Annotated in this window: 22 protein-coding genes; 6 read left to right on the top strand and 16 right to left on the bottom strand. The window is 73.2% G+C overall.

Translation table 11 applies throughout. From position 1 onward, the window contains the following. Positions 1 to 38: 38 nt before the first annotated feature. The 6 genes from lgt to trpC all read right to left on the bottom strand — a co-directional run bounded on the left by lgt (position 39) and on the right by trpC (position 5362). Positions 39 to 902 carry a prolipoprotein diacylglyceryl transferase gene (lgt, locus tag RT054_RS06720; protein ID WP_312721170.1) on the bottom strand — a complete coding sequence of 288 codons (864 nt, stop codon included), beginning with the start codon at positions 900 to 902 and terminating at the stop codon, positions 39 to 41. Beyond that, positions 899 to 1705 carry a thioredoxin domain-containing protein gene (locus RT054_RS06715; RefSeq protein WP_313022702.1) on the bottom strand — a complete coding sequence of 269 codons (807 nt, stop codon included), beginning with the start codon at positions 1703 to 1705 and terminating at the stop codon, positions 899 to 901. The genes lgt and RT054_RS06715 overlap by 4 nt, the downstream gene beginning before the upstream one ends. Continuing rightward, positions 1702 to 2265 (bottom strand): MauE/DoxX family redox-associated membrane protein, encoded by a 564-nt coding sequence (locus RT054_RS06710; protein ID WP_313022701.1) that lies wholly within the window; start codon positions 2263 to 2265, stop codon positions 1702 to 1704. Before RT054_RS06710 ends, RT054_RS06715 begins: the two co-directional genes overlap by 4 nt. Next, positions 2262 to 3092, bottom strand: a complete 831-nt coding sequence (gene trpA, locus RT054_RS06705) for a tryptophan synthase subunit alpha (RefSeq protein WP_312721164.1) — start codon at positions 3090 to 3092, stop codon at positions 2262 to 2264. Before trpA ends, RT054_RS06710 begins: the two co-directional genes overlap by 4 nt. After that, positions 3086 to 4348: a tryptophan synthase subunit beta gene (gene trpB, locus RT054_RS06700; RefSeq protein ID WP_312721162.1), complete on the bottom strand. Its 1263-nt coding sequence runs from the start codon at positions 4346 to 4348 to the stop codon at positions 3086 to 3088. The genes trpA and trpB overlap by 7 nt, the downstream gene beginning before the upstream one ends. 204 nt (positions 4349 to 4552) lie before the next feature. Beyond that, complete coding sequence (gene trpC, locus RT054_RS06695; protein WP_313022700.1) at positions 4553 to 5362, bottom strand: indole-3-glycerol phosphate synthase TrpC; 810 nt, start codon at positions 5360 to 5362, stop codon at positions 4553 to 4555. Positions 5363 to 5491: 129 nt separating this feature from the next. Between trpC and RT054_RS06690 the strand changes: the two genes are divergently transcribed. Then, positions 5492 to 6226, top strand: coding sequence for a DUF4190 domain-containing protein (locus tag RT054_RS06690; RefSeq protein ID WP_313022698.1), 735 nt, complete (start codon positions 5492 to 5494; stop codon positions 6224 to 6226). Between the two features lie 290 nt (positions 6227 to 6516). Here the strand turns inward: RT054_RS06690 and RT054_RS06685 are convergent, their stop codons facing one another. The 4 genes from RT054_RS06685 to hisI all read right to left on the bottom strand — a co-directional run bounded on the left by RT054_RS06685 (position 6517) and on the right by hisI (position 9689). Then, complete coding sequence (locus tag RT054_RS06685) at positions 6517 to 6855, bottom strand: HGxxPAAW family protein (protein WP_313022697.1); 339 nt, start codon at positions 6853 to 6855, stop codon at positions 6517 to 6519. A 223-nt stretch (positions 6856 to 7078) separates the two neighbouring features. Then, entirely contained in the window at positions 7079 to 7741 is a 663-nt protein-coding gene (locus RT054_RS06680) for a Trp biosynthesis-associated membrane protein (protein WP_313022695.1), read from the bottom strand. Then, the gene (locus RT054_RS06675; RefSeq protein WP_313022694.1) at positions 7738 to 9330 is read right to left on the bottom strand and encodes an anthranilate synthase component I; all 1593 of its coding nucleotides are present in this window, start codon (positions 9328 to 9330) and stop codon (positions 7738 to 7740) included. Before RT054_RS06675 ends, RT054_RS06680 begins: the two co-directional genes overlap by 4 nt. Further along, on the bottom strand, positions 9327 to 9689 hold the full coding sequence (gene hisI, locus RT054_RS06670) for a phosphoribosyl-AMP cyclohydrolase (RefSeq protein WP_313022773.1): 363 nt from the start codon (positions 9687 to 9689) through the stop codon (positions 9327 to 9329). The genes RT054_RS06675 and hisI overlap by 4 nt, the downstream gene beginning before the upstream one ends. A gap of 181 nt (positions 9690 to 9870) precedes the next feature. On the opposite strand from hisI, the gene RT054_RS06665 reads away from it, so the two are divergent. Together RT054_RS06665 and RT054_RS06660 are read left to right on the top strand one after the other, a co-directional pair. Continuing rightward, on the top strand, positions 9871 to 12300 hold the full coding sequence (locus tag RT054_RS06665; protein WP_313022692.1) for a M14 family zinc carboxypeptidase: 2430 nt from the start codon (positions 9871 to 9873) through the stop codon (positions 12298 to 12300). 126 nt (positions 12301 to 12426) lie between these two features. Then, entirely contained in the window at positions 12427 to 13074 is a 648-nt protein-coding gene (locus RT054_RS06660) for a TIGR03085 family metal-binding protein (protein ID WP_312721514.1), read from the top strand. 222 nt (positions 13075 to 13296) lie between these two features. On the opposite strand, the gene RT054_RS06655 is transcribed toward RT054_RS06660, so the two are convergent. Beyond that, positions 13297 to 14799, bottom strand: a complete 1503-nt coding sequence (locus RT054_RS06655; RefSeq protein WP_312721513.1) for a cobyric acid synthase — start codon at positions 14797 to 14799, stop codon at positions 13297 to 13299. After that, positions 14796 to 15803, bottom strand: a complete 1008-nt coding sequence (locus tag RT054_RS06650) for a cobalamin biosynthesis protein (protein WP_313022691.1) — start codon at positions 15801 to 15803, stop codon at positions 14796 to 14798. The genes RT054_RS06655 and RT054_RS06650 overlap by 4 nt, the downstream gene beginning before the upstream one ends. 227 nt (positions 15804 to 16030) lie before the next feature. Between RT054_RS06650 and RT054_RS06645 the strand changes: the two genes are divergently transcribed. The 3 genes from RT054_RS06645 (at position 16031) to RT054_RS06635 (ending at position 17878) form a co-directional block, all read left to right on the top strand. Next, positions 16031 to 16378 carry a hypothetical protein gene (locus RT054_RS06645; RefSeq protein ID WP_313022690.1) on the top strand — a complete coding sequence of 116 codons (348 nt, stop codon included), beginning with the start codon at positions 16031 to 16033 and terminating at the stop codon, positions 16376 to 16378. Between the two features lie 82 nt (positions 16379 to 16460). Next, positions 16461 to 17048 (top strand): bifunctional adenosylcobinamide kinase/adenosylcobinamide-phosphate guanylyltransferase, encoded by a 588-nt coding sequence (locus RT054_RS06640; protein ID WP_312721508.1) that lies wholly within the window; start codon positions 16461 to 16463, stop codon positions 17046 to 17048. After that, on the top strand, positions 17045 to 17878 hold the full coding sequence (locus tag RT054_RS06635) for an adenosylcobinamide-GDP ribazoletransferase (RefSeq protein WP_313022689.1): 834 nt from the start codon (positions 17045 to 17047) through the stop codon (positions 17876 to 17878). The genes RT054_RS06640 and RT054_RS06635 overlap by 4 nt, the downstream gene beginning before the upstream one ends. Before the next feature lie 45 nt (positions 17879 to 17923). Here the strand turns inward: RT054_RS06635 and RT054_RS06630 are convergent, their stop codons facing one another. The 4 genes from RT054_RS06630 to gcvT all read right to left on the bottom strand — a co-directional run bounded on the left by RT054_RS06630 (position 17924) and on the right by gcvT (position 21799). Continuing rightward, the gene (locus tag RT054_RS06630; protein ID WP_396837224.1) at positions 17924 to 18721 is read right to left on the bottom strand and encodes an amino acid ABC transporter ATP-binding protein; all 798 of its coding nucleotides are present in this window, start codon (positions 18719 to 18721) and stop codon (positions 17924 to 17926) included. After that, the gene (locus RT054_RS06625; protein WP_396837234.1) at positions 18718 to 19602 is read right to left on the bottom strand and encodes an amino acid ABC transporter permease; all 885 of its coding nucleotides are present in this window, start codon (positions 19600 to 19602) and stop codon (positions 18718 to 18720) included. Before RT054_RS06625 ends, RT054_RS06630 begins: the two co-directional genes overlap by 4 nt. A gap of 32 nt (positions 19603 to 19634) precedes the next feature. Next, positions 19635 to 20525 carry an ABC transporter substrate-binding protein gene (locus RT054_RS06620; protein WP_313022687.1) on the bottom strand — a complete coding sequence of 297 codons (891 nt, stop codon included), beginning with the start codon at positions 20523 to 20525 and terminating at the stop codon, positions 19635 to 19637. A 164-nt stretch (positions 20526 to 20689) separates the two neighbouring features. Continuing rightward, positions 20690 to 21799 carry a glycine cleavage system aminomethyltransferase GcvT gene (gene gcvT / locus RT054_RS06615; protein WP_313022686.1) on the bottom strand — a complete coding sequence of 370 codons (1110 nt, stop codon included), beginning with the start codon at positions 21797 to 21799 and terminating at the stop codon, positions 20690 to 20692. Positions 21800 to 21969: the final 170 nt, after the last annotated feature.

The raw sequence follows: 21969 nt of genomic DNA, 5'->3' as shown, positions 1-21969 counted from the left end.
TCCGTCTCGTGAAGTGAGACACACCCCTGCGATCTCACCTAATGGACAGCAGGCGAGACCCTCGTCCGGTCACCCGTCACCGACTCCCGCGGTCGACGCCACCACCACCACAACGCCGCGCCGAGCGCGAAGACGGCGAGGGAGGTCCACACGTTGAGTCGGAGGCCGAGGACCATCTGCGCCTCGTCGATCCGGAGGGTCTCGATGACGCCCCGACCGAGGGTGTAGAGCATGAGGTAGGCGCCGAAGAGCTGCCCCGGCGCGGGCCGCAGGCGCCGCTCGAGCAGCAGGAGCATCCCGGCGACGAGCAGGCACCACAGGGACTCGTAGAGGAAGGTCGGGTGGTAGGTGCCGAGGACGACGGCGTTACCGGCCGCATCGCGCACGGCCTGCCCGCGCGCGGCGTCCCACTGATGGACCTCGAGGCCCCACGGGGCCGTCGTCGGCGCGCCGTAGAGCTCGTTGTTGAACCAGTTGCCCCAGCGGCCGATCGCCTGGGCGACGGGCAGTGCGGGGGCGATCGCGGTCCCGAGGTCCCGGAACGACGTGCCGGTCTGCCGGCAGCCGATCCACCCACCGAGAGCCCCCAGCGCGACGGCCCCCCAGATGCCGAGCCCGCCGTGCCAGATCTTCAGGGCGTCGACCGGGTGGCCGCCGGGACCGAAGTACGGACCGGGCGTCGTGAGGACGTGGTAGAGCCGACCCCCGACGATGCCGAGGGGCACGACCCAGATCGCGATGTCCCACACCGCGTCGGGTCGCGCCCCTCGCGCGTCGAGCCGTCGTCCCGTCCAGAGCACGGCGACGACGATCCCCGCCAGGATGCAGAGCGCGTAGGCCCGTAGCGGGAACGGGCCCAGATACCAGACGGCCTGCTCCGGGCTGGGGATCGCGGTGATCACTTCTTCGTCGCGTCCTCGACGGCCTTGACCAGCATCTGCGGCGCGTCCTTCCGCGGGAGCCTCGTGGCCGGGTCGACGTACGGGTTCAGGTCCACCTCGTTGCCGTCGATGCGGTAGGTCGGCGTCCCCCGCACCCCGTCGTTCTTCGTCGAGTGCTCCTCGACGCGGCCCAGGTAGCCCCGGTACTTCTTGTCGGCGACGCACTTGTCGAACGTCGTCTTCGCCTCACCGGTGATGCCGGCCTTGGTCGCGACGTCGGAGAACGTCATGTCGGGCCACGGGTCGCCCTCCTTCTCGGGACGGGCCTGGAAGATCCCGTCGTGCACCTTGGCGAACGCCTCGGGCGAGACGTCGGAGGCGCAGGCGGCGGCGTTGGCCGCGGTGAGGGAGTGCTCCCCGGGGAGGTTGTCGTCGAGGAAGGTCTTGAGGTGGATGACGACCTTCGCCTTGCCGTCCGCCGCGAGCTTGTCGGTGGTCGCCCCGAGGCTGTCGTGGAAGTGCCCGCAGAAGGGGCACTGGAAGTCCTCGTAGACGTCGAGGGTGGGCACGCCCTCCCCCGGATCGGTGGCGTTGAGCATGATGCCGCCGGTGTCGGAGACGGCGCCCTTGGGGCGGTCGCTCGCGGACGCGCCACCGTCGTCCTTCCTCGTGCCGAGGACGATCGCGGCGATGATCGCGGCCAGGGCGAGCAGACCGATGACCACGGCGAGGATCGGCTTGGCCTTGCTCTGCCGGGGTGCGGCGGCCTGGATCTTGGCCTGCCGTTCGCTCCGGTCGGTGGGATCGTTCGCGGGGCTGCTCATGCCGGGGTCCTTTCGGGTGGGACTCGTTCGGGGGTCAGTCGTGAATCGAGGCTGAAGCGGGTGCGGGGTCGCACGACGAGCCAGAGGCCGCACAGGGCGAGGCCGACGTCGCGGGCGATGTCCCAGCCGTACGTGGTCTCGTCGGGGTCGACGATCCCGCCGTTGCCGAAGCATCCGCAGTCGATGGAGATGCCGCGCGCCCACACCGAGGCGATCGCGGCGATGAAGACGAGCTGGAGCAGCATCCCGATCGCCGCCGAGGTGCGGGTGAACAGACCGAGCACGAGGAGCGCGCCGACGAAGATCTCGACGACCGGCAGGGCGATGCCGACGACGCCGGCGACGTCGTACGGGAGGATCTCGTAGGCCTGCGCGGCACGGGCGGCGGCGCGGGGGTGGCCGACCTTGAGTGCGCCGGCGACGAGGAGCACGCCGCCGAGGACGAGGCGGGCGAGCAGGCCGATCCAGGGTGCCGCGGTGCCTGGCCCCGTGGCGCCTGCGGGTCCCTCGGCGTCCGGTGTGTCGGGCCGCGGGGGCTGGGGCCTGTGCGTGGTGGTCATGAGCGCCCCCGGCGCACGCCCGCGGCGAGTTCCTCGGTGAGGGCGCGCAGGCGGGTGAGCGGCGCCTCGGCGTCCTCGCCCTCCGTCGACTCCAGGCAGGAGACGAGCGCCGAGCCGACGATGACGCCGTCGGCGAAGGAGGCGACCTCCGCGGCCTGGTCCCCGGTGGAGACGCCGAGCCCGACGGCGAGCGGCGCGTCGGTGTGGGCCCGTGCGCGCTCGACGAGCGTGACGGCGCCCTTGCCGACCGCGGTGCGGGCGCCGGTGACCCCCATCGTCGAGGCGACGTAGACGAACCCGGGGCACGCGGCGCACGTCATCGCGATGCGTTCCTCCGTGCTGCTGGGGGCGATGAGGAACACCGGGTCGATGCCGTGGGCGGCGGCGACCTCGCGCCACTGCTCGGCCTCGTCGGGGGTGAGATCGGGGGTGATGAGACCCGCGCCTCCCGCGGCCGCGAGGTCGCTCGCGAACCGCTCCATGCCGTAGCGCAACACGGGGTTCCAGTAGGTCATGGGGACGGCCACGCCGCCGGCCTCCGTCACCGTCTCGGCCGCGGTGAAGACGTCGGTGAGACGGACCCCGCCGGTGAGGGCGACGTGCGCGGCGTTCTGGATGACGGGCCCGTCCATGAGCGGGTCGCTGTAGGGCACCCCCACCTCGACGATGTCGGCGCCCGCCTCGACGAGCGTGCGCATCGCCGCGAGGGAGCCCTCGACGCTCGGGTAACCGACGGGCAGGTAGGTGATGAGTGCCGCGCGACCCTCCGCACGGGCTCGGGCGAAGACCTCGGCGAGACGCCCCTTCTGCTGCGTCGTGCTCACCATCCGCTCCCCTCGGCCTGGTCGACGGGTTCGGCGGCCCTGACGGCCTCCGCCTCGACGAGCTCCTCCCCGGTGACGAGCCCGAACCACCGAGCGGCGGTGTCGACGTCCTTGTCACCACGGCCGGACAGGTTGACGAGCACGACGCCCTCGGGGCCGAGTTCACGGCCGAGGACGAGCGCTCCGGCGAGGGCGTGGGCACTCTCGATCGCCGGGATGATCCCCTCGGTGCGGCACAGCAGGGCGAAGGCGTCCATCGCCTCGTCGTCGGTCGCGCTCACGTACTCCGCCCGACCGATGTCGTGCAGGTGCGCGTGCTGCGGGCCGACGCTCGGGTAGTCGAGCCCGGCGGAGACGGAGTGCGACTCGATGGTCTGGCCGTCCTCGTCCTGGAGGACGTAGGTGGCGGCACCGTGGAGGACACCGGGGATGCCGCCCTCGAACCGGGCGGCGTGGCGGCCGGACGCGACGCCCTGACCGCCGGCCTCGACACCGACGAGGCGCACCCCCTCGTCCTCGAGGAATCCGCTGAAGATGCCCATCGCGTTGGAGCCACCGCCGACACAGGCGACGACGGCGTCGGGCAGCCGACCGACGCGCTCGAGCATCTGCGCGCGGGCCTCCTCACCGATGATCGCGTGGAAGTCGCGGACCATCTCGGGGAACGGGTGCGGGCCGGTGACCGTGCCGATGCAGTAGTGGGTGTCCTCGACGTTGGTCACCCAGTCGCGCATCGCCTCGTTGATCGCGTCCTTGAGGGTGCGGCTGCCGTGCGTGACGGGGACGACCTCGGCACCGAGCAGGCGCATCCGGGCGACGTTGAGCGCCTGACGCTCCGTGTCGCGCTCCCCCATGTAGACGACGCAGTCGAGACCGAGCAGGGCCGCCGCCGTGGCCGTCGCGACGCCGTGCTGACCGGCGCCCGTCTCGGCGATGATCCGCCGCTTGCCCATCTTCTCGGTGAGCAGGGCCTGGCCGAGCACGTTGTTGATCTTGTGGGACCCCGTGTGGTTGAGGTCCTCCCGCTTGAGCAGGACCCGCGCACCCCCGGCGTGCTCGGCGAACCGGGTCGCCTCGGTGAGCGCGCTCGGGCGGCCGGTGTAGTCGCGGTGCAGGGCCGCGAGCCTGGCCTGGAAGTCGGGGTCGGTCGCCGCCTTGCGGCGCGCCTCGTCGAGCTCGTCGAGAGCGGCGACGAGGGCCTCGGGCACGTAACGGCCGCCGAAGTCCCCGAACCGCCCGGGTGTGCGTGGTGCTGTCATCGGCGCTCCGGGGGTGTCATCGGTGAATCCTTGGGTCAGGGGCGGTGAGTCGTGAGGCAGTCTGCCAGGTCGTCCTCACCAACGACCCGAGGGACCCGGCGGTTCCGGGGTGTCGCGCGGCGTCCGGCGGTGGGGCGTCTCGCCGTGAGGTCGCGCGGTACGGACGACGGGGACGCGTGGGCGCGCGGTCGGCGTCGTGAGGCGTCAGTTGCCACCACGGAGCGCGGGGTGGGCACCGGCGGCGACGAGATCGGCGACGGCGGCCCTGGGGTCGCCACCGGTGACGAGGGACTCCCCCACGAGGACGGCGTCGGCGCCCGCGCGGGCGAACTCGATGACGTCGTGCGGGCCACGCACCCCGGACTCCGCGACGCGGACGACCGCCTCGGGGATGCGCGGGGCGAGTCGGGCGAACGTGCCTCGGTCGACGTCCAGCGTGCGCAGGTTGCGGTTGTTGACCCCGACGACGGAGGCGCCGGCGTCGATGGCACGCTCGGTCTCCTCCTCGTCATGGACCTCGACCAGGGCCGTCATCCCGAGGGATTCGACGCGCTCCCGCAGCCCGATGAGCTGGGGCTGGTCGAGCGCGGCGACGATGAGCAGGACGACGTCGGCGCCGTGGGCGCGTGCCTCCCACACCTGATAGCTGCTGACGACGAAGTCCTTGCGCAGCACGGGGACGTCGACCGCCGCCCGAACCGCGACGAGGTCGTCGAGGCTGCCACCGAAGCGTCGTTCCTCGGTGAGGACGCTGATGACCGAGGCGCCGCCGGCCTCGTAGTCGCGCGCGAGGGCGGCCGGGTCGGCGATCATCGCGAGGGCACCCTTGCTGGGGCTGGAACGCTTGACCTCACTGATCACCGAGATCCCCGGTGCCCGCAGGGCGGCCGCCGCGTCGAGCGCGGTCAGGACCTTCGAGGCGCGCTCCTTGAGCGCGTCGAGGGGGACGCGCCCACGGCGAGCCTCCATGTCCTCCCGGACGCCGTCGATGATCTCGTCGAGAACCGTAGCCACACCGCCAGGCTAGACGCACCCCCGCGCCGGGACCCAAACGGTGTGACTCGCCCCGCCCGACGAGGGGACGGCGCCGGGGTCCGCCCGTACGCTGGACGCAACCGCAGTTCGAACGACGTCAGGAGCGACATGTCCGATCAGCACGGTTCAGGGAACTCGGACTCCTCGGGGGCCTCCGCCTGGAACGACTCGAGCGAACCGCCCCGCGGAGGCGACACCTGGACGCCGGGGCCGTCTTCTCAGGAGCCTCGTGCCGAGGGATTCGGCGGCTCCACCTCTCCGGACTCCTCGAGCGGCTCGTCGTGGGGTGAGGGGACGCCGGGACAGGCGCCGTCGTACTCCCAGTCCTACGGCGGCCAGCCCTACGCCCAGCAGACCTCCGGACAGCCGGGCCCGGGTCAGGGCTCCTATCCCCCCGGGGCCTACCAGGGCGGGTACCAGGGTGGGGGCTACCAGGGCGGGCAGTACGGCGCGATGGACCCGTACGGGTCGGGTCCGGGGATGACGCCGAGCAAGGGCGCCGCGATCGCCGCGTTGATCTTCGGCGTCGTCGCCTTCCTCCTCGGCGTCGTGCCGTTCCTCGCCGCCGTGCTCGGGCTCGTCGCGATCGTCCTCGGCGTCGTCGCGCTCGGCAAGGTCCGCAAGGGGACGGGCGGAGGGCGAGGGCTCGCGATCACCGGCATCGTGCTCGGCACCATCGCGCTCGTCTTCAACATCCTGCTGACGGTGTTTCTCGGCGGCATGGTCCGGGAGTTCGCCGACTGCGCCGGCCTGCCCACCCAGGCGCAGCAGGAGCAGTGCATCACGAGCAAGCTCGAGCAACGGGGCATCGACACCGGCAACGTGCAGACCGACCGCACCTGAGCCGTTCACGCACCGCCGACGAGACGGCCGGGACCCACTCGGGTCCCGGCCGTCTCGTCGTGCGGCGGCGTCCCTCTCACCGTGCCTCCCGCCGCGACCGCTCACGGTCGTGCGGCGCCCCGTGTCCCGTGGCGAGACGCCTCGACCCCGGGCGCGTGGACCGGCCACCGGGGATGTCCCACGGCGCATCCCCTGGCCGGTCCGGTGGCCGGGAGGCCGCAGACACGAGACGGGGCGGACCCGCCGTGGGTCCGCCCCGTCTCGTGGGCGCCGATGGGCGCGTGGGCGTGTCAGTGGGAGGTGGCTCCCGCCGAGGTGGCGCCGCCGTCACCCGCCGCGCGGTCGGCGTGGCCGTCGGCCGGGCCACGCTTGCGGCCGGGGTCGTTCTCGTCGCCCGCGGACGTCGCGGTCTCCTCGGCCGGCTTGTCGGCACGCGGGGAGTGCTCGCCGTACCCGGCGCGCTGCAGACCCACCCAGGCGGCGACGCCGATGACGATGCCGGCCACGCCGGCACCCCACATCCACGGGTTGGCGACGATGATGCCCAGGCAGATGAGCGCGCTGGCCAGGAGGATGATGCCCACCCCCGTCCAGGCGGCGGGGCTGCTTCCGTGCGACTCGGTGGCCATGCGTGTGTGCTCCTCGGGGTCGTCTGTCGTTACCAACTGCGGCGGTGCAGAACGGCCGCCGGACGCGCGGCCCGGCGACATCTCGCCGTGCGCACCGCCCGTGGGTGGGTGGATGCGCCGATCTCTCTCGCCCACATTGTGACAGGCCGGGGCGGGCGGTTGGGCGCAGGTGCGCTCTTCGTTGATCGCATGTCGCGCCCGTCACCCTGCGGACGGACCCGTCTCAGGTGGGGTCGTCACCCTCGCTCAGGGCGTCCCAGTCACTGCGTGCCGGGCCCCGCGACGCGGCGGCGCCGCCCGTGCCCCAGGCCGCCTCACCGGTGCGCCTGGCCGGGCGCAGCGGCCAGGCCTCGCCGCGGATCAGCGCGAGAAGGCCCCCGAGGACGACGACGAGCGCCGCGAGCACGGCGAACCACGGCGCGAGGGTCGTCGTGGCCGACACGGGCACGACGCCCGGTGCCCGGAGTGCCGCAGCCGGATCGACGAGCACCGCGGCGCACCCGAGGAGGATCCCCACCCCGCAGGCCGACACGACGAGCGCGACGACCCGCCGCATCCATCCGTCCACGAGGGTGAGCGCGAACGCCCCCGCCGCCGCCGCGAGGGCCACCGGCATCACCGTCGAACTGCTCCGGGAGCCCGACGCGGTGAGGGTCGTCGTGCCCGCGGCGTCCGCGACCCGCGCGTTCACCCACGGGGGCAGGCTCGCGGCCAGGACGACCGCCGCCCCGAGCATCGTCAGCGCGACGACCCGCCCCCGGGTCCAGCCCGGCGTCCCGCGCCCGCTCCGCCGACCGGGCGCGACGGACCCGGCGTCGCCCGCAGCGGTACCGTCGAGCCGATCCTCGGGCTCGAGGGGCTCGCAATGCGGACCGGCGCCGCTCATGGCGTGCCCAACGTCGCGGCGGCGGCGACGGCCCGGAGGACCGCGGCGGCCTTGTGCCGGGTCTCGGCGAGTTCCGCCTCGGGTCGGGAGTCGGCGACGATACCGGCGCCCGCCTGGACGTACGCGCGTCCGTCGCTCACGACGGCGGTGCGGATCGCGATCGCCATGTCGAGGTCGCCGTGCACGTCGAGGTAGCCGACGACGCCGCCGTACACCCCCCGGCGCGTGGTCTCGAGCTCGTCGATGAGGGCGAGCGCCCGCGGTTTGGGCGCGCCCGACAGCGTGCCGGCCGGGAAGGTCGCCGCGAGCGCGTCGTAGGCGGTGCGGCCCTCCTCGAGGTCGCCGACGACGGTCGACTCCAGATGCATGATGTGGCTGTAGCGGCGCACGTCCATGAACTCGACGACCTCGACGCTGCCCACCTCGCACACCCGCTGGAGGTCGTTGCGCGACAGGTCGACGAGCATGACGTGCTCGGCGCACTCCTTCTCGTCGGCCCGCAACTCCGCCTCGAGGGCGCGGTCCTGCTCCGGGGAGCCGCCCCGAGGGCGCGATCCGGCGATGGGGTGGGTGATGACGTGCCGACCGGTGACCTTGACGAGGGCCTCGGGACTGCTGCCGACGACGTCGAAGGGCGTGCCGTCGGCGCGCTGCAGGCGCAGCAGGTACATGTACGGGCTCGGGTTGGACACCCGCAGCACGCGGTAGACGTCGAAGGCGTCGGCCGGGCACGGCAGGTCGAACCGTTGCGACAGGACGACCTGGAACACCTCGCCCGCGCGGATCGCCTCCTTGCCGGCCTCGACGATCCCCAGGTACTCCTCCTCGGTCATCGACGACGACGGGTCCGGTGTGGGCCGGTCCATCGTCGCGACCGTGCTGGGCGCGGGCGCGCGCAGATCCTCGGTCATGCGGTCGAGCCGGGCGACGGCGTCGGCGTAGGCGAGTTCGGCGCGTTCGGGTCGGCCGTCGGTGTTGATCGCGTTGGCGACGAGCAGCACCGAGGCATCGCTGTGGTCGAGGACCGCGAGATCGGTCGTGAGCATCATCGCGAGCTCGGGGAGCCGCAGGTCGTCGGGGTTCTCGTCGGGCACCCGCTCCCACCGCCGCACCGCGTCGTACCCGATCATCCCGACGAGGCCGCCGGTGAGCGGCGGCAGGCCGGGCAGGGGGTCGGTCGCGAGCAGGTCGAGGGTGTCGCGGAGGGCCAGGAGCGGATCGCCGCCGATGGGGACGCCCACGGGCGGGGTGCCGAGCCACGTCGCCTCCCCACCACGCTCGGTGAGGGTCGCCGCGCTCGCCGCCCCGACAATCGAGTACCGCGACCATACGCCGCCGTGCTCCGCGGACTCGAGGAGGAACGAACCGGCACGGTCCTTCGCCAGCTTGCGGTAGACCCCGACGGGGGTCTCGGCGTCGGCGAGCAGACGACGCACTACCGGGACGATGCGACGCGACGCCGCGAGGTCGAGGAAGGTGGGCAGATCGGGCCACGTCGCCCCCAGCGCCGCCTCGTCGGGCCGCGACGTGCGGGGACGGACGTCGGTCTCGGTGGTCTCGGGGGTCTCGGTGGTCGGCTCGACGGTCATGCGGCACCTCCGGCGGGGACGGCGTCGAGGTCGGTGAAGAAGCAGGTGCGCTCGCCGGTGTGGCAGGCCGCGCCCTCCTGGTCGACCCGGACGAGCAGGGCGTCGCCGTCGCAGTCGATCGCGACCGAGTGGACGTGCTGCCGGTGCCCCGAGGTGTCGCCCTTGCGCCAGTACTCCCCGCGGCTGCGGGACCAGAACGTCACCCGACCACTGGTGAGGGTGCGGTGCAGGGCCTCGTCGTCCATCCACCCGAGCATGAGCACCTCGCCGGTGTCGTACTGCTGGATCACGGCCGCGACCAGGCCGGCATCGTCACGCTTGAGGCGGGACGCGAGGGCCGGGGGCAGGGGGCTCTTCATCACGCCCGTCATTCTGCCCGTCGTCACCCCCGATCCCGAACCCGCGTCGTCCGACCTCACGAGACCGACCCCGGCGATTCGGCGAACACGACGAGTCTTCTTCTCGAGCATCCGAATTCATGGGGGATGTGCCATTCCCCCATGACACCGATCAGGTGCCCGATCTCGATCAGGAGTCCCCATGATCCGTAGGCCCCTTCTCGTCCCCGCGGTCCTCGGCGGGGCCGCCGTCGCCGCCTCGCTCCTCACCGCCCCGGCCGCCGCCTCCGCCGCGCCCACCCCCGCCCCCTCACCCACGGGGCCCGCCGCCGTGTCGGGGGCGCCCTCCCCCTCGCCCGCCGCGACCACGTCCTCCTGCGAGGACACCCCCGTCTTCCGCGGTACGGTGCCGACCCCCTCGGCTTCCCTGGGCTTCGAGCTCGGCAGCCGCAAGGCCACGGTCGATCAGGTGTTCCGCTACATGAACCAGGTCGATCGCGCGAGCACCGAGGTCACGGTCGCGACGTTCGGCCGGACGTCGCTCGGGACCCCGCTGAGGTACGCCCTCGTGGGCAGGCCCGCGGTGCTCCAGGCGGCCCGGTCGGGCAGACTCCACGCCGACATCGAGGCCCTCCGCGACCCCGCCACCCCCGCCCGGACCGCAGCGGCGATCTCCCGCCGGATGCCGGTCGTCCTCCGGCTCACCGGCAACGTCCACGGCAACGAGCCCGCCGCGGCCGACGCCCAGATGCGGGCCCTGCACGAACTCGCCGACCGCACCGACTGCGGCGTCCGCGACATCCTCGACAACGCGCTCGTGGTCGTCGTGCCCACCCAGAACCCCGACGGCCGGGCGGCGAACACCCGCGTCAACGCCGCGGCGTTCGACCTGAACCGCGACTGGTTCGCCCGCACCCAACCCGAGACCCGGGCCAAGCTCGCGTTGATGAGGCGGTTCCCTCCGCAGGTCTTCATCGACCAGCACGGCATGGGTGGCAAGGGCTACTTCTTCCCGCCCAACTCCGACCCGATCCACCACGAGGTCGCCTCGCAGCCGCTGGGCTGGATCGACGGCATCGCCGGGAAGGCCTCCGCCGACGCCTTCCGGGCGAAGGGGTATGCCTTCGAGACCTGGGAGGCGGGCTTCGACCTGTTCTACCCCGGCTACGGGGACACGTTCCCGATCATGCGCTTCGGCGCCGCCGGCATGACCCACGAGGTGGGGCAGGCCGCGCCGTTCGCCGACCAGGTCGACAAGCACGTCACCGCCGGATTGGCCGCGTTGCGGGCCTCCGCGCGAGCCCGGCAACGCATCAACACCGAGTACCACCAGCAGTTCGTCGACGCGGCCGCGCAGGGCGCCGCGTGTGCGCTGCAGCCCAATCACGTCGAGAACCCCGGCAACGAACTGACGTTCCACGTGCCGGACACCAGGGTGTGCGGCTACTTCATCCGCGCCGACGACCCGGGTCGCCGGCGCGAGGTGGCGACGCTCGTCTCCCGGCTCCAGCAGGACGACGTCGAGGTACGCCGCCTCCTCGCGCCCGTGCACGTGCCCGACTACACCGCCTACGGCAGGCCCGCCACGCCCACGGTGATCCCCACCGGCAGCTACTGGATCCCGATGGCCCAGGGGCAGAAGCACTGGATCCAGACGATGCTCGGCGCGGACACCTACGTGCCGTTCCCGTACTTCTACGACCTCTCGGGGTGGAGCATGCCCCTGCTGCAGGATGTCGCCGGCGGATCCACCGGCACGCTCCCGCGCATGCGGACCGCGCCGGTCGGCCCCGCGAAGGTGCCGAACGCGCCACTGCCCGCCGGCCTTCCGAGCGTCGGGATCCTCACGCAGTCCTCCAGCCCGTACAACCCCGACCAGAGCACCGGTTGGCTGCGGTGGCGCCTCTCCTCCGACTGGCACATCCCCGCCACGACGTTCACCGCCGACCAGATCTCCGCGAGCACCCTCGCCCGGCTCGACGTCCTCCTCGTCCCCGACATCGACGGCAAGGCGCTGAACGCGGCGCTCGGCACCGACCGAAACTCCGCGATCGCGCAGTGGGTCGCGGGCGGCGGTCGCCTCGTCACCTGGAAGGGCGGCACCCAGTACGCGGCCCTCGCCGGGCTCAGCTCCGCCCTGTTGAAGAACGCCGAGAACGAGGTGCCGGGAGCGCTCGTGCGGGCCACCGCCCCGCGCAACGGTCCGCTCACCCGCGGCTCCGGCGGGGACGTGTGGAGCATGTACTCCGCCGACCCCGTGATGACGCCGGTCCGCGGCGAGGTCGTCCTGTCCTACCCGGCGAAGGACTCCCCACAGTGGGCGGTCTCGGGGTACGCCAAGGGCATCGAGGAGATCGCCGGGAGCGCGGCGCTCGTCGACGAGCAGGTCGGCCGGGGGCGCGTGACGGTGTTCTCGTTCGAACCCAACTTCCGGGCGTTCACCGACGGCACGGCCGGGCTCGTCCGGAATGCGATCGTCGACTCGCGCGGCACGCTCGAACGCGGCATCGAGGAGCCGGGCGGACGCGGAGCCACCACCGCCGAGCGCCGTCGCGCCGCCCAGGCCGCGCAGAAGCTCGATCGCCAGGGCTTCCAGTCGCTCACCGACCCGCGGAGCTCCGCGCGCCCCTGAGGCGTCGGCCCCTCCCGAGACGGACACCCCCGCCCGCCCCGCGGAGTCACGGGTGGCCGTCTCGGCCTCGCGAGGGACGGGGTGTCAGAGGTCGCGGCACCAGGACGCGACTGTGATGATGACCTCATGACCGGACTCGCCCAACTGGAACGTGAGGCGCTCGCCTCCACCCTCGCCGACGTCGGCCCGGACGCCCCGACGCTGTGCTCCCCCTGGCACACGAGGGATCTCGCGGCCCACCTCGTCGTGCGGGAGCGCCGCCCCGACGCCCTGCCCGGGGTCCTCATGCCCGCCCTCGCCGAGCACACCCAGCGGGTACAGGACTCCTACGCCGCGCAGGAGTGGCCTGCGCTCGTCGACATGGTCCGCGAGGGGCCGCCCGGCTGGAACCCCACTCGCGTCCCCGCCGTCGACGACGCCATCAACCTCGCCGAGTTCTTCGTCCACCACGAGGACGTGCTTCGTGCGGCGCCGGACTGGACCCCCGACAAGGCCCGCACGATCGACGACGACGTCCAGGCCGCGCTGTGGACCCGCCTCAAGCAGGCGGGCCAGCTCATCTTCCGCCGCTCCCCCGTGGGCGTCGTGCTCCTGTCCGCCGACCACGGGCGCCACTCGGTCAAGGGCCCCACGAAGAAGGGCACCGTCGTCCTCGAAGGCCGTCCGAGCGAACTCGTGCTCTTCGCGTTCGGCCGCGGCGAGGTCGCCGACCTGCAGTACCAGGGCACCGAGGAGGCCGTCGCCGACATCCGCAACGCGGAGTTCGGCGTCTGAGCGGGGTCGGTCCCCGGGACTCTCCCCCTCGGGAGCGTGCACCGCACGAGTCCTGCCGCCGCCCGTCCTCGCGGCGGAGTCCCTGCGGCCGGACCGTCTCCGGCGCGCATCGACCGCGGCCCGCACCGACCATCGGTGCGGGCCGCGGGCCGTCGGCGTGCGGGCGGAGGACGCAGCGGGGATCGGGCGACGGCGGGCACGGGAGAACGGCCGCCGGGGAGGTCAGAGGCCCATGAGCCGCAGGAGGGCCCCGGTGTCGAGGTGCTCCTCGACCGCGTCCCCGAGACGCTCGATCATCGCCTCGCGACGCGCGGCGAAACCCGGCGCGGTGGTCGCGACCGCGAACGTGCTGCCGCTGAGGGCGGCGACCTCGCTGAGGAACGCCCGCCGGAAGCCGTCGTTCTCGAACGCGCCGTGCCACGTCGTCCCGAACGTCGCACCGCACCGCCAGCCGTCCAGGAACGGCGAGCCCGCCTCGACGGCCGCCCCCTCGGCGCCGACGTCGCCCTCGCGCGCGAGGGTCGCGACCCCGTGGTGGATCTCGTAGGCGCGGACCTCGTGCCCGCGCCACTCCCCCGTCGGGGTGCCGAGGACCTTCTCGCCGCCGAAATCGACTCGTGTCGGCAGGAGTCCGAGGCCGGTGCCGTCGCGCTCGTCACCGGACGCCTCGACGCCGTCCGGGTCGTGGAGCCGTTGGGCGAGCATCTGGTAGCCCCCGCAGATCCCGAGCACCGGGGCTCCCCGGCGTGCCCGGGCGACCACGGCCTCGGCGAGTCCGCGCTCACGCAGCCATCGCAGGTCCCCGAGGGTGGCGCGACTGCCCGGCAGGACCACGAGGTCGGCGCCGGCGACGACGTCGGGATCCGCCGTCACCGTGACGTCGACGCCGGGCTCGGCGGCGAGCGCGTCGACGTCCGTCGCGTTGGAGAGGCGGGGGAAGCCGACGACGGCGACCCGCAGTGAGCCGCCGGCCGCGGGATGGGTGTCGACCGCACGGGACCAGCCACCGAGGGCGAGGGCGTCCTCGCCGTCCAGCCACGCCCCTTCGAGCCACGGCACGACCCCGAACACGGGCAGCCCGGTGCGGTCGGTGATGACGTCGAGGCCCGGGCGGAGCAGGTCGACGTCACCTCGGAACTTGTTGACGATCCATCCGGCGAGGTGGGCCCGGTCCCCCTCGTCGACGAGCGCCCACGTCCCGTACATCGCGGCGAGCACGCCACCCCGGTCGATGTCACCGACGACGACGACCGGCAGACCCTTCGCCCTGGCGAGACCGAAGTTCACGTAGTCGCCGCCCCGGAGGTTGACCTCGGCGGCGCTGCCCGCACCCTCCGCGACGACGACGTCGTAGCGGGAGGCCAGGTCGTCGTAGGCGGCGAAGGCGGCGGCGGCGAGTTCTCGGCGACCCGTCGCCCATTCGCCGGTGCCGAGCTCTCCGTGCGGGCGGCCGAGGAGGACGACATGGCTCCGGCGGTCCGACCCGGGCTTGAGCAGGACGGGGTTCATCGCCGCCTCCGGGACGGCGTGGGCGGCGACGGCCTGCACCCACTGCGCCCGCCCGATCTCGGCACCGTCGGGGCAGACCATCGAGTTGTTCGACATGTTCTGGCTCTTGAAGGGGGCGACACGGACGCCTCGGCGCACGAGCCAGCGGCAGAGGCCGGCGGTGAGCAGGCTCTTGCCCGCGTCCGACGTCGTGCCCGCGAGAAGCAGGCCGGTCATGAGGACTCCGCTCGCTCGTTCGTGGATCGGGCGGCGTCGAGGGCCGCGGCGAGGGCGACGGACGCGACGAGCGAACCGGCCGAGACCACCCGTGAGAGACGTACGGCCCGAGGCAGGTCCGCGACCCCCGGCGGGGGGCCGTCCCCGAGCGTTCCCCGGTTCTCGCTCTCGCCCGCGTAGGTGTTCGCGCCACCGAGACGCACGCCCAGCGCCCCGGCGGCGGTGGCCTCGACCGGGCCCGCGTTCGGGCTCGGGTGGGCCGCGGCGTCGCGACGCCACGCGCGCACCGCCTGCGCCGGCGTCCCCCCCACCGCCGGGGCGAGCAGACACGTGAGGACTGCGGCCAGCCGGGCGGGGGCGAGGTTGAGGAGGTCGTCGAGACGCGCGGCGGCCCAGCCGAACTCGCGGAGTTCCGGGGTGCGGTAGCCGACCATCGCGTCGAGGGTGTTCGCCGCGCGGTATCCGAGAAGGCCGGGCACGCCCGCCAGCGCCCCCCAGAACAGCGGGGCCGTGACGGCGTCGGAGGTGTTCTCGGCGAGGGACTCCACGGCGGCCCGCGCGAGTTCGGGGGCCGTGAGATCGGTGGCGTCGCGGCTGCACAGGTGGGACAGCCGGGCCCGGGCGGCCGTGAGATCCCCTCCCCCGTCGCCCGCCTCGGCCTCGGTGAGCAGCCGACCCATCGTGTCGCCCTCCGCGGCGAGGCTCGTGCCGCCGAGCACCGCCCACGTCGCGAGCGCCACGGCGGCGGTCTCCGCGAGGGCGCGACGGCGGGCGAATCGGTCGGTGAGGACCCCGAGGCCCACGCATCCGCCGACGAGCGTCCCGGCGTAGACCGCTCCCACGGGACGCGCCCAGCGCGAGGAGGGGGCGGGCTGCCAGTGGTCCCGCGCGGACTGCGCCACGCGGCCGAACAGCGCGACAGGGTGCCCTCGCCGGGGATCCCCCCACGCGAGGTCGGCGGCGTGGCCGAGGGCGAGACCGAGCGCGCGTGGTGCGGGATTCACGGGGGTCAGTGTGTCAGGCGCGGCGCGCCCGGTTGCGCAGGCCCGTTCGCAGTGACACGGTGCAGACACCGACGAAGCCGAGCGGATCCCAGCCGTCGCCGGGAACACTCCCGCAGCGCGTGCCGCGACGCGGTGGGCCGCAGCTCCCGCCCGGGTTCGCCGTCCAGGTTCGTCGAGGCACGCGCACGGCCCTCCCGCCCCCGCGTGCGAAAGGGGTGTCACCCTCCATGACCCACCGTCCGTCCTCCCGCAGACGACTGGCCCCCGCCCTCGCCGTGTGCGCCCTCTCCGCCGCCGTTTTCACCTCACCGGCGCAGGCCGCCACCCTCGGCGGGACGGCCGCACCACTCCACGGCCAGGTCGTCGCCGTCGCGCCGGCCGACGCCACGAGCCCCTCCGCGTCGCCGACACCCGGGGAGCTCAAGAGCACGTCCGACCCCGCCGACGTCGAGCGGAGCGTCAGCCAGGACACGAGCGCCGCGAGCTCGATGTGGTGGCTCATCACGGGCGTCGGCGCGATCGCGCTGGCCGCGATGATCTTCATGATGCGTCGCCGCCGCGGCCCGCGGCAGTGAGGCGCGGGGTCGCGCTCGCACAGCCCCCCGACGCTCCGGGTCGGACCCGTCCCCGGCGTGCGGCCGGGGCGGGTGGGCCGCGGTGATCACCCTCGTCCTCGGCGGGGTCCGTAGCGGCAAGAGCGTGCTCGCCGAGGGCCTGTTCGCCGGTCGACCCGCGCGTTACGTGGCGCCGGGCCCGGTCCCCCGACGCACCGATCCGGACGATGCCGCCGACAGGGAGTGGGCCGAGCGTGTCGACGCCCACCAGGCCCGGCGAGGTCCGTCGTGGACCACGCTCGAGACCGGTGACGTCGCCGGCGTGCTCCGCACCGCAGGCCACCCGATCCTCGTCGACTGCCTCGGCACCTGGCTCACTCGCCTCGTCGACGACGCGCAGGCGTGGGAGGACCGGCTGCTGGCGCGCGCCGTCCTCGCCGACGCGCGCGACGCACTCCTGGCCTCGCTCGACGAGTCTTCTTGTGACGTCGTCCTCGTCAGCAACGAGGTGGGGCTGGGGGTCGTGCCCGCCACCGCCTCCGGGCGCCTGTTCCGCGACGAGTTGGGCCGGCTCAACGCCGCGGTCGCCGCCGTGGCCGACGAGGTCCTCCTCGTCGTCGCGGGACGGGTCATCGACCTCTCGGGATCCCCGGGCATCGCGCCCTTCCTCGCAACGAGGTCCGGCCGATGACGGCCGAGAACCGCCGTGGCGCCTCGACGTTCGTCGACGGGTGGCGCATGTCGGTCGGGACGCTCACGGCCGTCCCCATCACACCGCCCTCCCGGATCGACCGACGCATCGCCGGTCACGCGATGCTCCTCGCGCCCCTCGCCGCCCTCCCCGTCGCCGCCGTGTGGGCGAGCTTCGCCCTCGTCGCCGGGCTGATCGGCCTCCTGCCCTCCGTGTTCGCCGCCGTGGCGATCGCCGGCACCACACTGGCGACCCGGGCCATGCACCTCGACGGACTCGCCGACACCGCCGACGGCCTCTCGGCGAGCTATGACCGCGACCGTGCGCTCGCCGTGATGAAGACCGGCGACGTCGGCCCGAGCGGCGCGGCCGCCATCGCTCTCGTGCTGTTCCTCCAGATCGCCGCGAGTGCGTCGCTCTTCGTCCTCGCCCCGGCGGGCCCGGCGGCCGCCGTCGTCCTCGGGGTCGTGGCCCTCTGTGCCTCCCGGCAGGTCCTCGCCCTCGTGTGCACACCCGGCACGCCCGCGGCGAGACCCGGCGGCCTCGGAGCCACCGTCGCGGGCAGCGTCCCCCTCTGGGCCGCCGCGACGGCGCTCGGTGCCCTCGCCATCGTCGGATCGACCGCGCTCGCGGCCGTCGGCGGCGCCTGGTGGGCCGCCCCCCTCGTCGTCCTCACCGCGACGCTGTCCGGCACGGCGACCACGCGACGCTGCGTCCGCCGCTTCGGCGGCATCACCGGGGACGTGCTCGGCGCCGTCGTCGAGATCTCCTTCGCCGCGGGGCTCTGCGTCGCCGCCCTGGCCCTGTCCGTGCCGATGCCGGCGGTCTGAGTCGCGGGGTCCACGGCGGGTGGACCAGCCCGACCCCGGAGGTCCTCAGGCGTGCAGGCGGGAGAGGAAGCGCCGGGTGGCCTCGGAGCGGGGGGCGTCGATGACCTGTGACGGAGGTCCGATCTCGGCGATGACGCCGTCGTGCAGATGGGCGACGACGTCGGCCACCTGCCGGGCGAACCCCATCTCGTGCGTGTTGAGGATCATCGTCATCCCCTCCTCGGCGAGCGACCGCAGGAGATCGAGCACCTCACCGACGAGTTCCGGGTCGAGCGCGGAGGTCACCTCGTCGAGCAGCAGCAGCCTCGGCCGGTTGACGAGGGCCCGCGCGATCGCGACCCGTTGTTGCTGCCCGCCGGAGAGGTCGTCGGGCCGCGCGTGCGCCTTCTCGGCGAGCCCGACGCGGGTGAGCATCCCGAGGGCAGCCTCCCGCGCCTCGGCCCGCCGACGACCGTGGACGCGCACGGGGGCGAGCGTGACGTTCTCGAGGACGCTGAGATGCGGGAACAGGTTGTAGCTCTGGAACACGATGCCGATGCTCGACCGGATGTCGTCCGCATCCACCCGGGGATCGGTGATCTCACGCCCCTCGAGCCGGATGATCCCGTCGTCGACGACCTCGAGGAGGTTGAGGCACCGCAGCAGCGTCGACTTTCCCGAGCCCGAGCTGCCGATGAGGACGACGCACTGCCCGGCCTCGACGTCGAGGTCGATCTCGCGGAGCACGACGTGCCGCTCACCGCGCCGCGGCCCGGGGAACGACTTGCGAACCCCCCGCAGCGAGAGCAGCGGTTCGCCTGTCGTCGGGGGGCGCGGCGGGCCCGCCGGGGGCGCCGCGCTCACAGGTGACCACCCGCACCCTGGTAGCCCTGGCGACGGGCGACCCAGTCGGTGAACCGCGCCATCGGCACGGTGAGGGCGATGAACAACAGCCCGGCGACGACGTAGGGGGTGTAGTTGAAGTCGGTGGCCGTCTCGATCTGCGCCGCCCGGACGGCATCGACGACACCGAGGATCGAGATGAGCCCGGAGTCCTTCTGCAGGGAGACGAGGTCGTTGAGCAGCGGGGGTTGCACCCTGCGGATCGCCTGCGGGATGACGACGTGGCGCAGGGTCTGCCCGTAGGTGAGGCCGAGGGACCGGGCCGCGGCGCGCTGGGACGGATGGACCGACTCGATCCCCGCCCGGAACACCTCGGCGACGTACGCCGAGTAACTGAGGACGAGCGCGACGCACCCCCAGAACAGGACGCTCGTCGGAAGGCCCTGGAGCCGGAGGGCCGGGGCGCCGTACCCGAGGAGCAGGAGCACGAGGATGAGGGGCAGCCCGCGGAAGAGGTCGACGTAGATCGTCCCGGCGAGCCGCAGGGGGTAGGTGACGGCGCCTCGCAGGGTGCGCATCACGGCGATCGCGAGACCGAGCACGAAGATCACGACCCCGCACACCGCCATGATCCGCACGTTGAGCCACAATCCGGCGAGCACGGCCGGGAACGAGGCGATCGCCTTGTCGAGGTCGAAGTAGGTCCACCGCACCCGCGGCCACCCGGGTGAGGACGTGAGGACGACGAGCAGGACGACCGCGACGGTGATCGTGCTCGCGGCCGAGATCGCCGCCGACCTCACCGCACGGGAACGGCGGTACCTCGCGCGCCGGCGTTCGTGCTCGGAGGGCGACCAGGCCGACCCTGCCGCTGTCCGCCCCGTGCCGGGGCCGAGGCCCACCGCGAGACCGGGGGCCGGGGTCGGATCCGACGTCACTGCAGTTCCGGCGCGCCCTGGTCCTTGAGCCACGTCTGCTCGAGGTCGGCGAGCGTGCCCTCCTCCCGCAGCGCATCCACCGCCTGCGAGATGCACGCGGTGAGCGAGGACCCCTTGTCGAGCACGGCACCGAACTGCTCGGGCCGCCCACCGGACTGCGGCAGCTGCCCGACGATCACACCGTCCTCGAGCTGCGCGCCGGTCATGAAGAACGCGGTGGGCAGGTCGACGACGAGCCCGTCGATCTGGTGGTTCTTGAGGGCCTGCACGGCGAGGTCGTTCGTGTCGTAGGCGTTCGGCGCCGTCGTCGGCTCGATCTGGGAGGTGATCGCGGTGTAGGACGTCGTGCCGACCTGCGCGCCCAGCCGGGCGTCGGCGAGGTCGCGCACGGTCGTCCTGCCCTCGATCGGGGACCCCTTGTAGGTGACGACCGCCTGCCGCACCGTGTAGTAGCCGGTGGAGAAGTCGACGGCCTTGCGCCGCTCGTCACTGATGGAGATCTGGTTGAGGTCGAGATCGAAGTCCTTGGGGCCGGGGGAGATGGCCGTGTTGAAGGGCACGTCGACCCAGGTGACCTCGCTCTTCTCGAAGCCCAGCTGGTCGGCGATCGCGTAGGCGACGGCCGACTCGTACCCCTTGCCGGTGCTCGGGTCGTCACCGACGAACCACGGCTCGTAGGCCGGCTTGTCGGTGCCGATCGTGAGCCTGCCCGGGTGGGTGACGTCCAACCGGCTCTTGTGGCACTCGGCGGGCGGCGAGGACACGCTCGTCCCCGGACCGGCGGGACTTCCCGGCTGCGCTCCCCCACCGTCGGTCGGGGCGCCGCAGGCCGCGAGGGCGAGGAGGGGCAGGAGGGTCACGGCGATGAGGGGACGGCGCTGGGGCATCGAGGTTCCTTCGTCACGTGGTCACGATGCACCGGCGGGATGAACCGCGCGGCGCGATCGTCACCCTACCCAAGCGACACCCGCGACCGGCGTCCTCGTGGGGCCCCGACGTGCGACGACACACCCGGGTGCGACGTCACCGCACGGCGACGGTCCGAGGAGCGTCAGTCGTGCACCCCGGCCTCGACGAACGGGGGCTTGGCGATGACGGCGGCCACGTCGCGACCGCGGACGTCGATCGTCACCGTGTCGCCCTCGGCGACGCCACGGTCGAGGAGCGCCAAGGCGATGCCCTTGCGCAGGGTCGGCGACATCGTGCCCGAGGTGACGACCCCGATCTCGACACCGGCCGCGTCCTTGACGAGGCACCCCGCGCGGGGGATGCCACGGCCCTCGACCAGCAGACCCCAGGAGAGGCGGCAGGACTTCTCCGCGCGCTGCGCCTCGAGGACCTCCTTGCCCCAGAACGCGTCCTTCTTCCAGCCGACGGCCCATCCGGCGCGGGCCATGTTGGGGGTGATGTCCATCGACAGCTCGTGCCCGTGGAGGGCGTATCCCATCTCGGTGCGCAGCGTGTCCCGCGCACCCAGCCCGCACGGCAACCCGTCGAAGGGCTTCATCGCCTCGACGAGGGCGTCCCACAGCGCCTCGGCGTCCTCCCACCGCGGCACGAGTTCGTACCCCTTCTCGCCCGTGTAGCCGGTGCGGCACACGGTGAGCGGCTTGCCGTTCCACTCCGTCGAGTCGAAGCTCATGTATTCGTGGCCCGTGGGAAGGCCGAGGGTCTCGAGCACCTCGTCCGACCGCGGACCCTGGACGGCGATGACCGCGTAGTCGTGGTGCTGGTTCTCCAGCTCGAGGCCCTCGGGGAGCTTCTCCCGCATGCGCCGCACGACCTCTGTCGTGTTCGCGGCGTTGGGGATGAGGAAGACCTCCTCGTCGCTCTTGTAGTACTGGATGAGGTCGTCGACGACGCCCCCGGTGGCCTCGTCGCAGCACATCGTGTACTGCGCCTTGGGCGGGCTGACCTTGCGCAGGTCGTTGGTGAAGCAGGCGTTGCAGAAGTCGACCGCGCCCGGCCCCCGCACCACGGCCTTGCCGAGGTGGGACACGTCGAAGATGCCGACGCGCTCGCGCACCGCCTCGTGTTCCTTGAGCACGCCACCGCCGGGGTACTCGATCGGCATGAGCCACCCGCCGAAGTCGGCCATCTTGGCACCCAGCGCGGTGTGGCGGGAGTGCAGCGGTGAGGTGAGGAGGTCGGTCTTCGTCATACGGCCACCGTAGACGGCGAGCCCCTCGCTATTCTCGGTGTTGGCACGAACCCGTCCCCTCCCCTCCCGCCCACCTCGAAGGGTGGAGGCCGAGGGGGACGCGCACCCCGGCCGAGGTCCATCACGCCACGAGCGACCCGCGGACCCCCCGCGCCCCGGCCGTGTCGACA

Source organism: Mobilicoccus sp., assembly GCF_032060985.1.
GTDB lineage: Bacteria > Actinomycetota > Actinomycetes > Actinomycetales > Dermatophilaceae > Mobilicoccus.
Note: the sequence above shows the minus strand (reverse complement) of the source record. Positions and strands in the feature narration are given on the sequence as shown.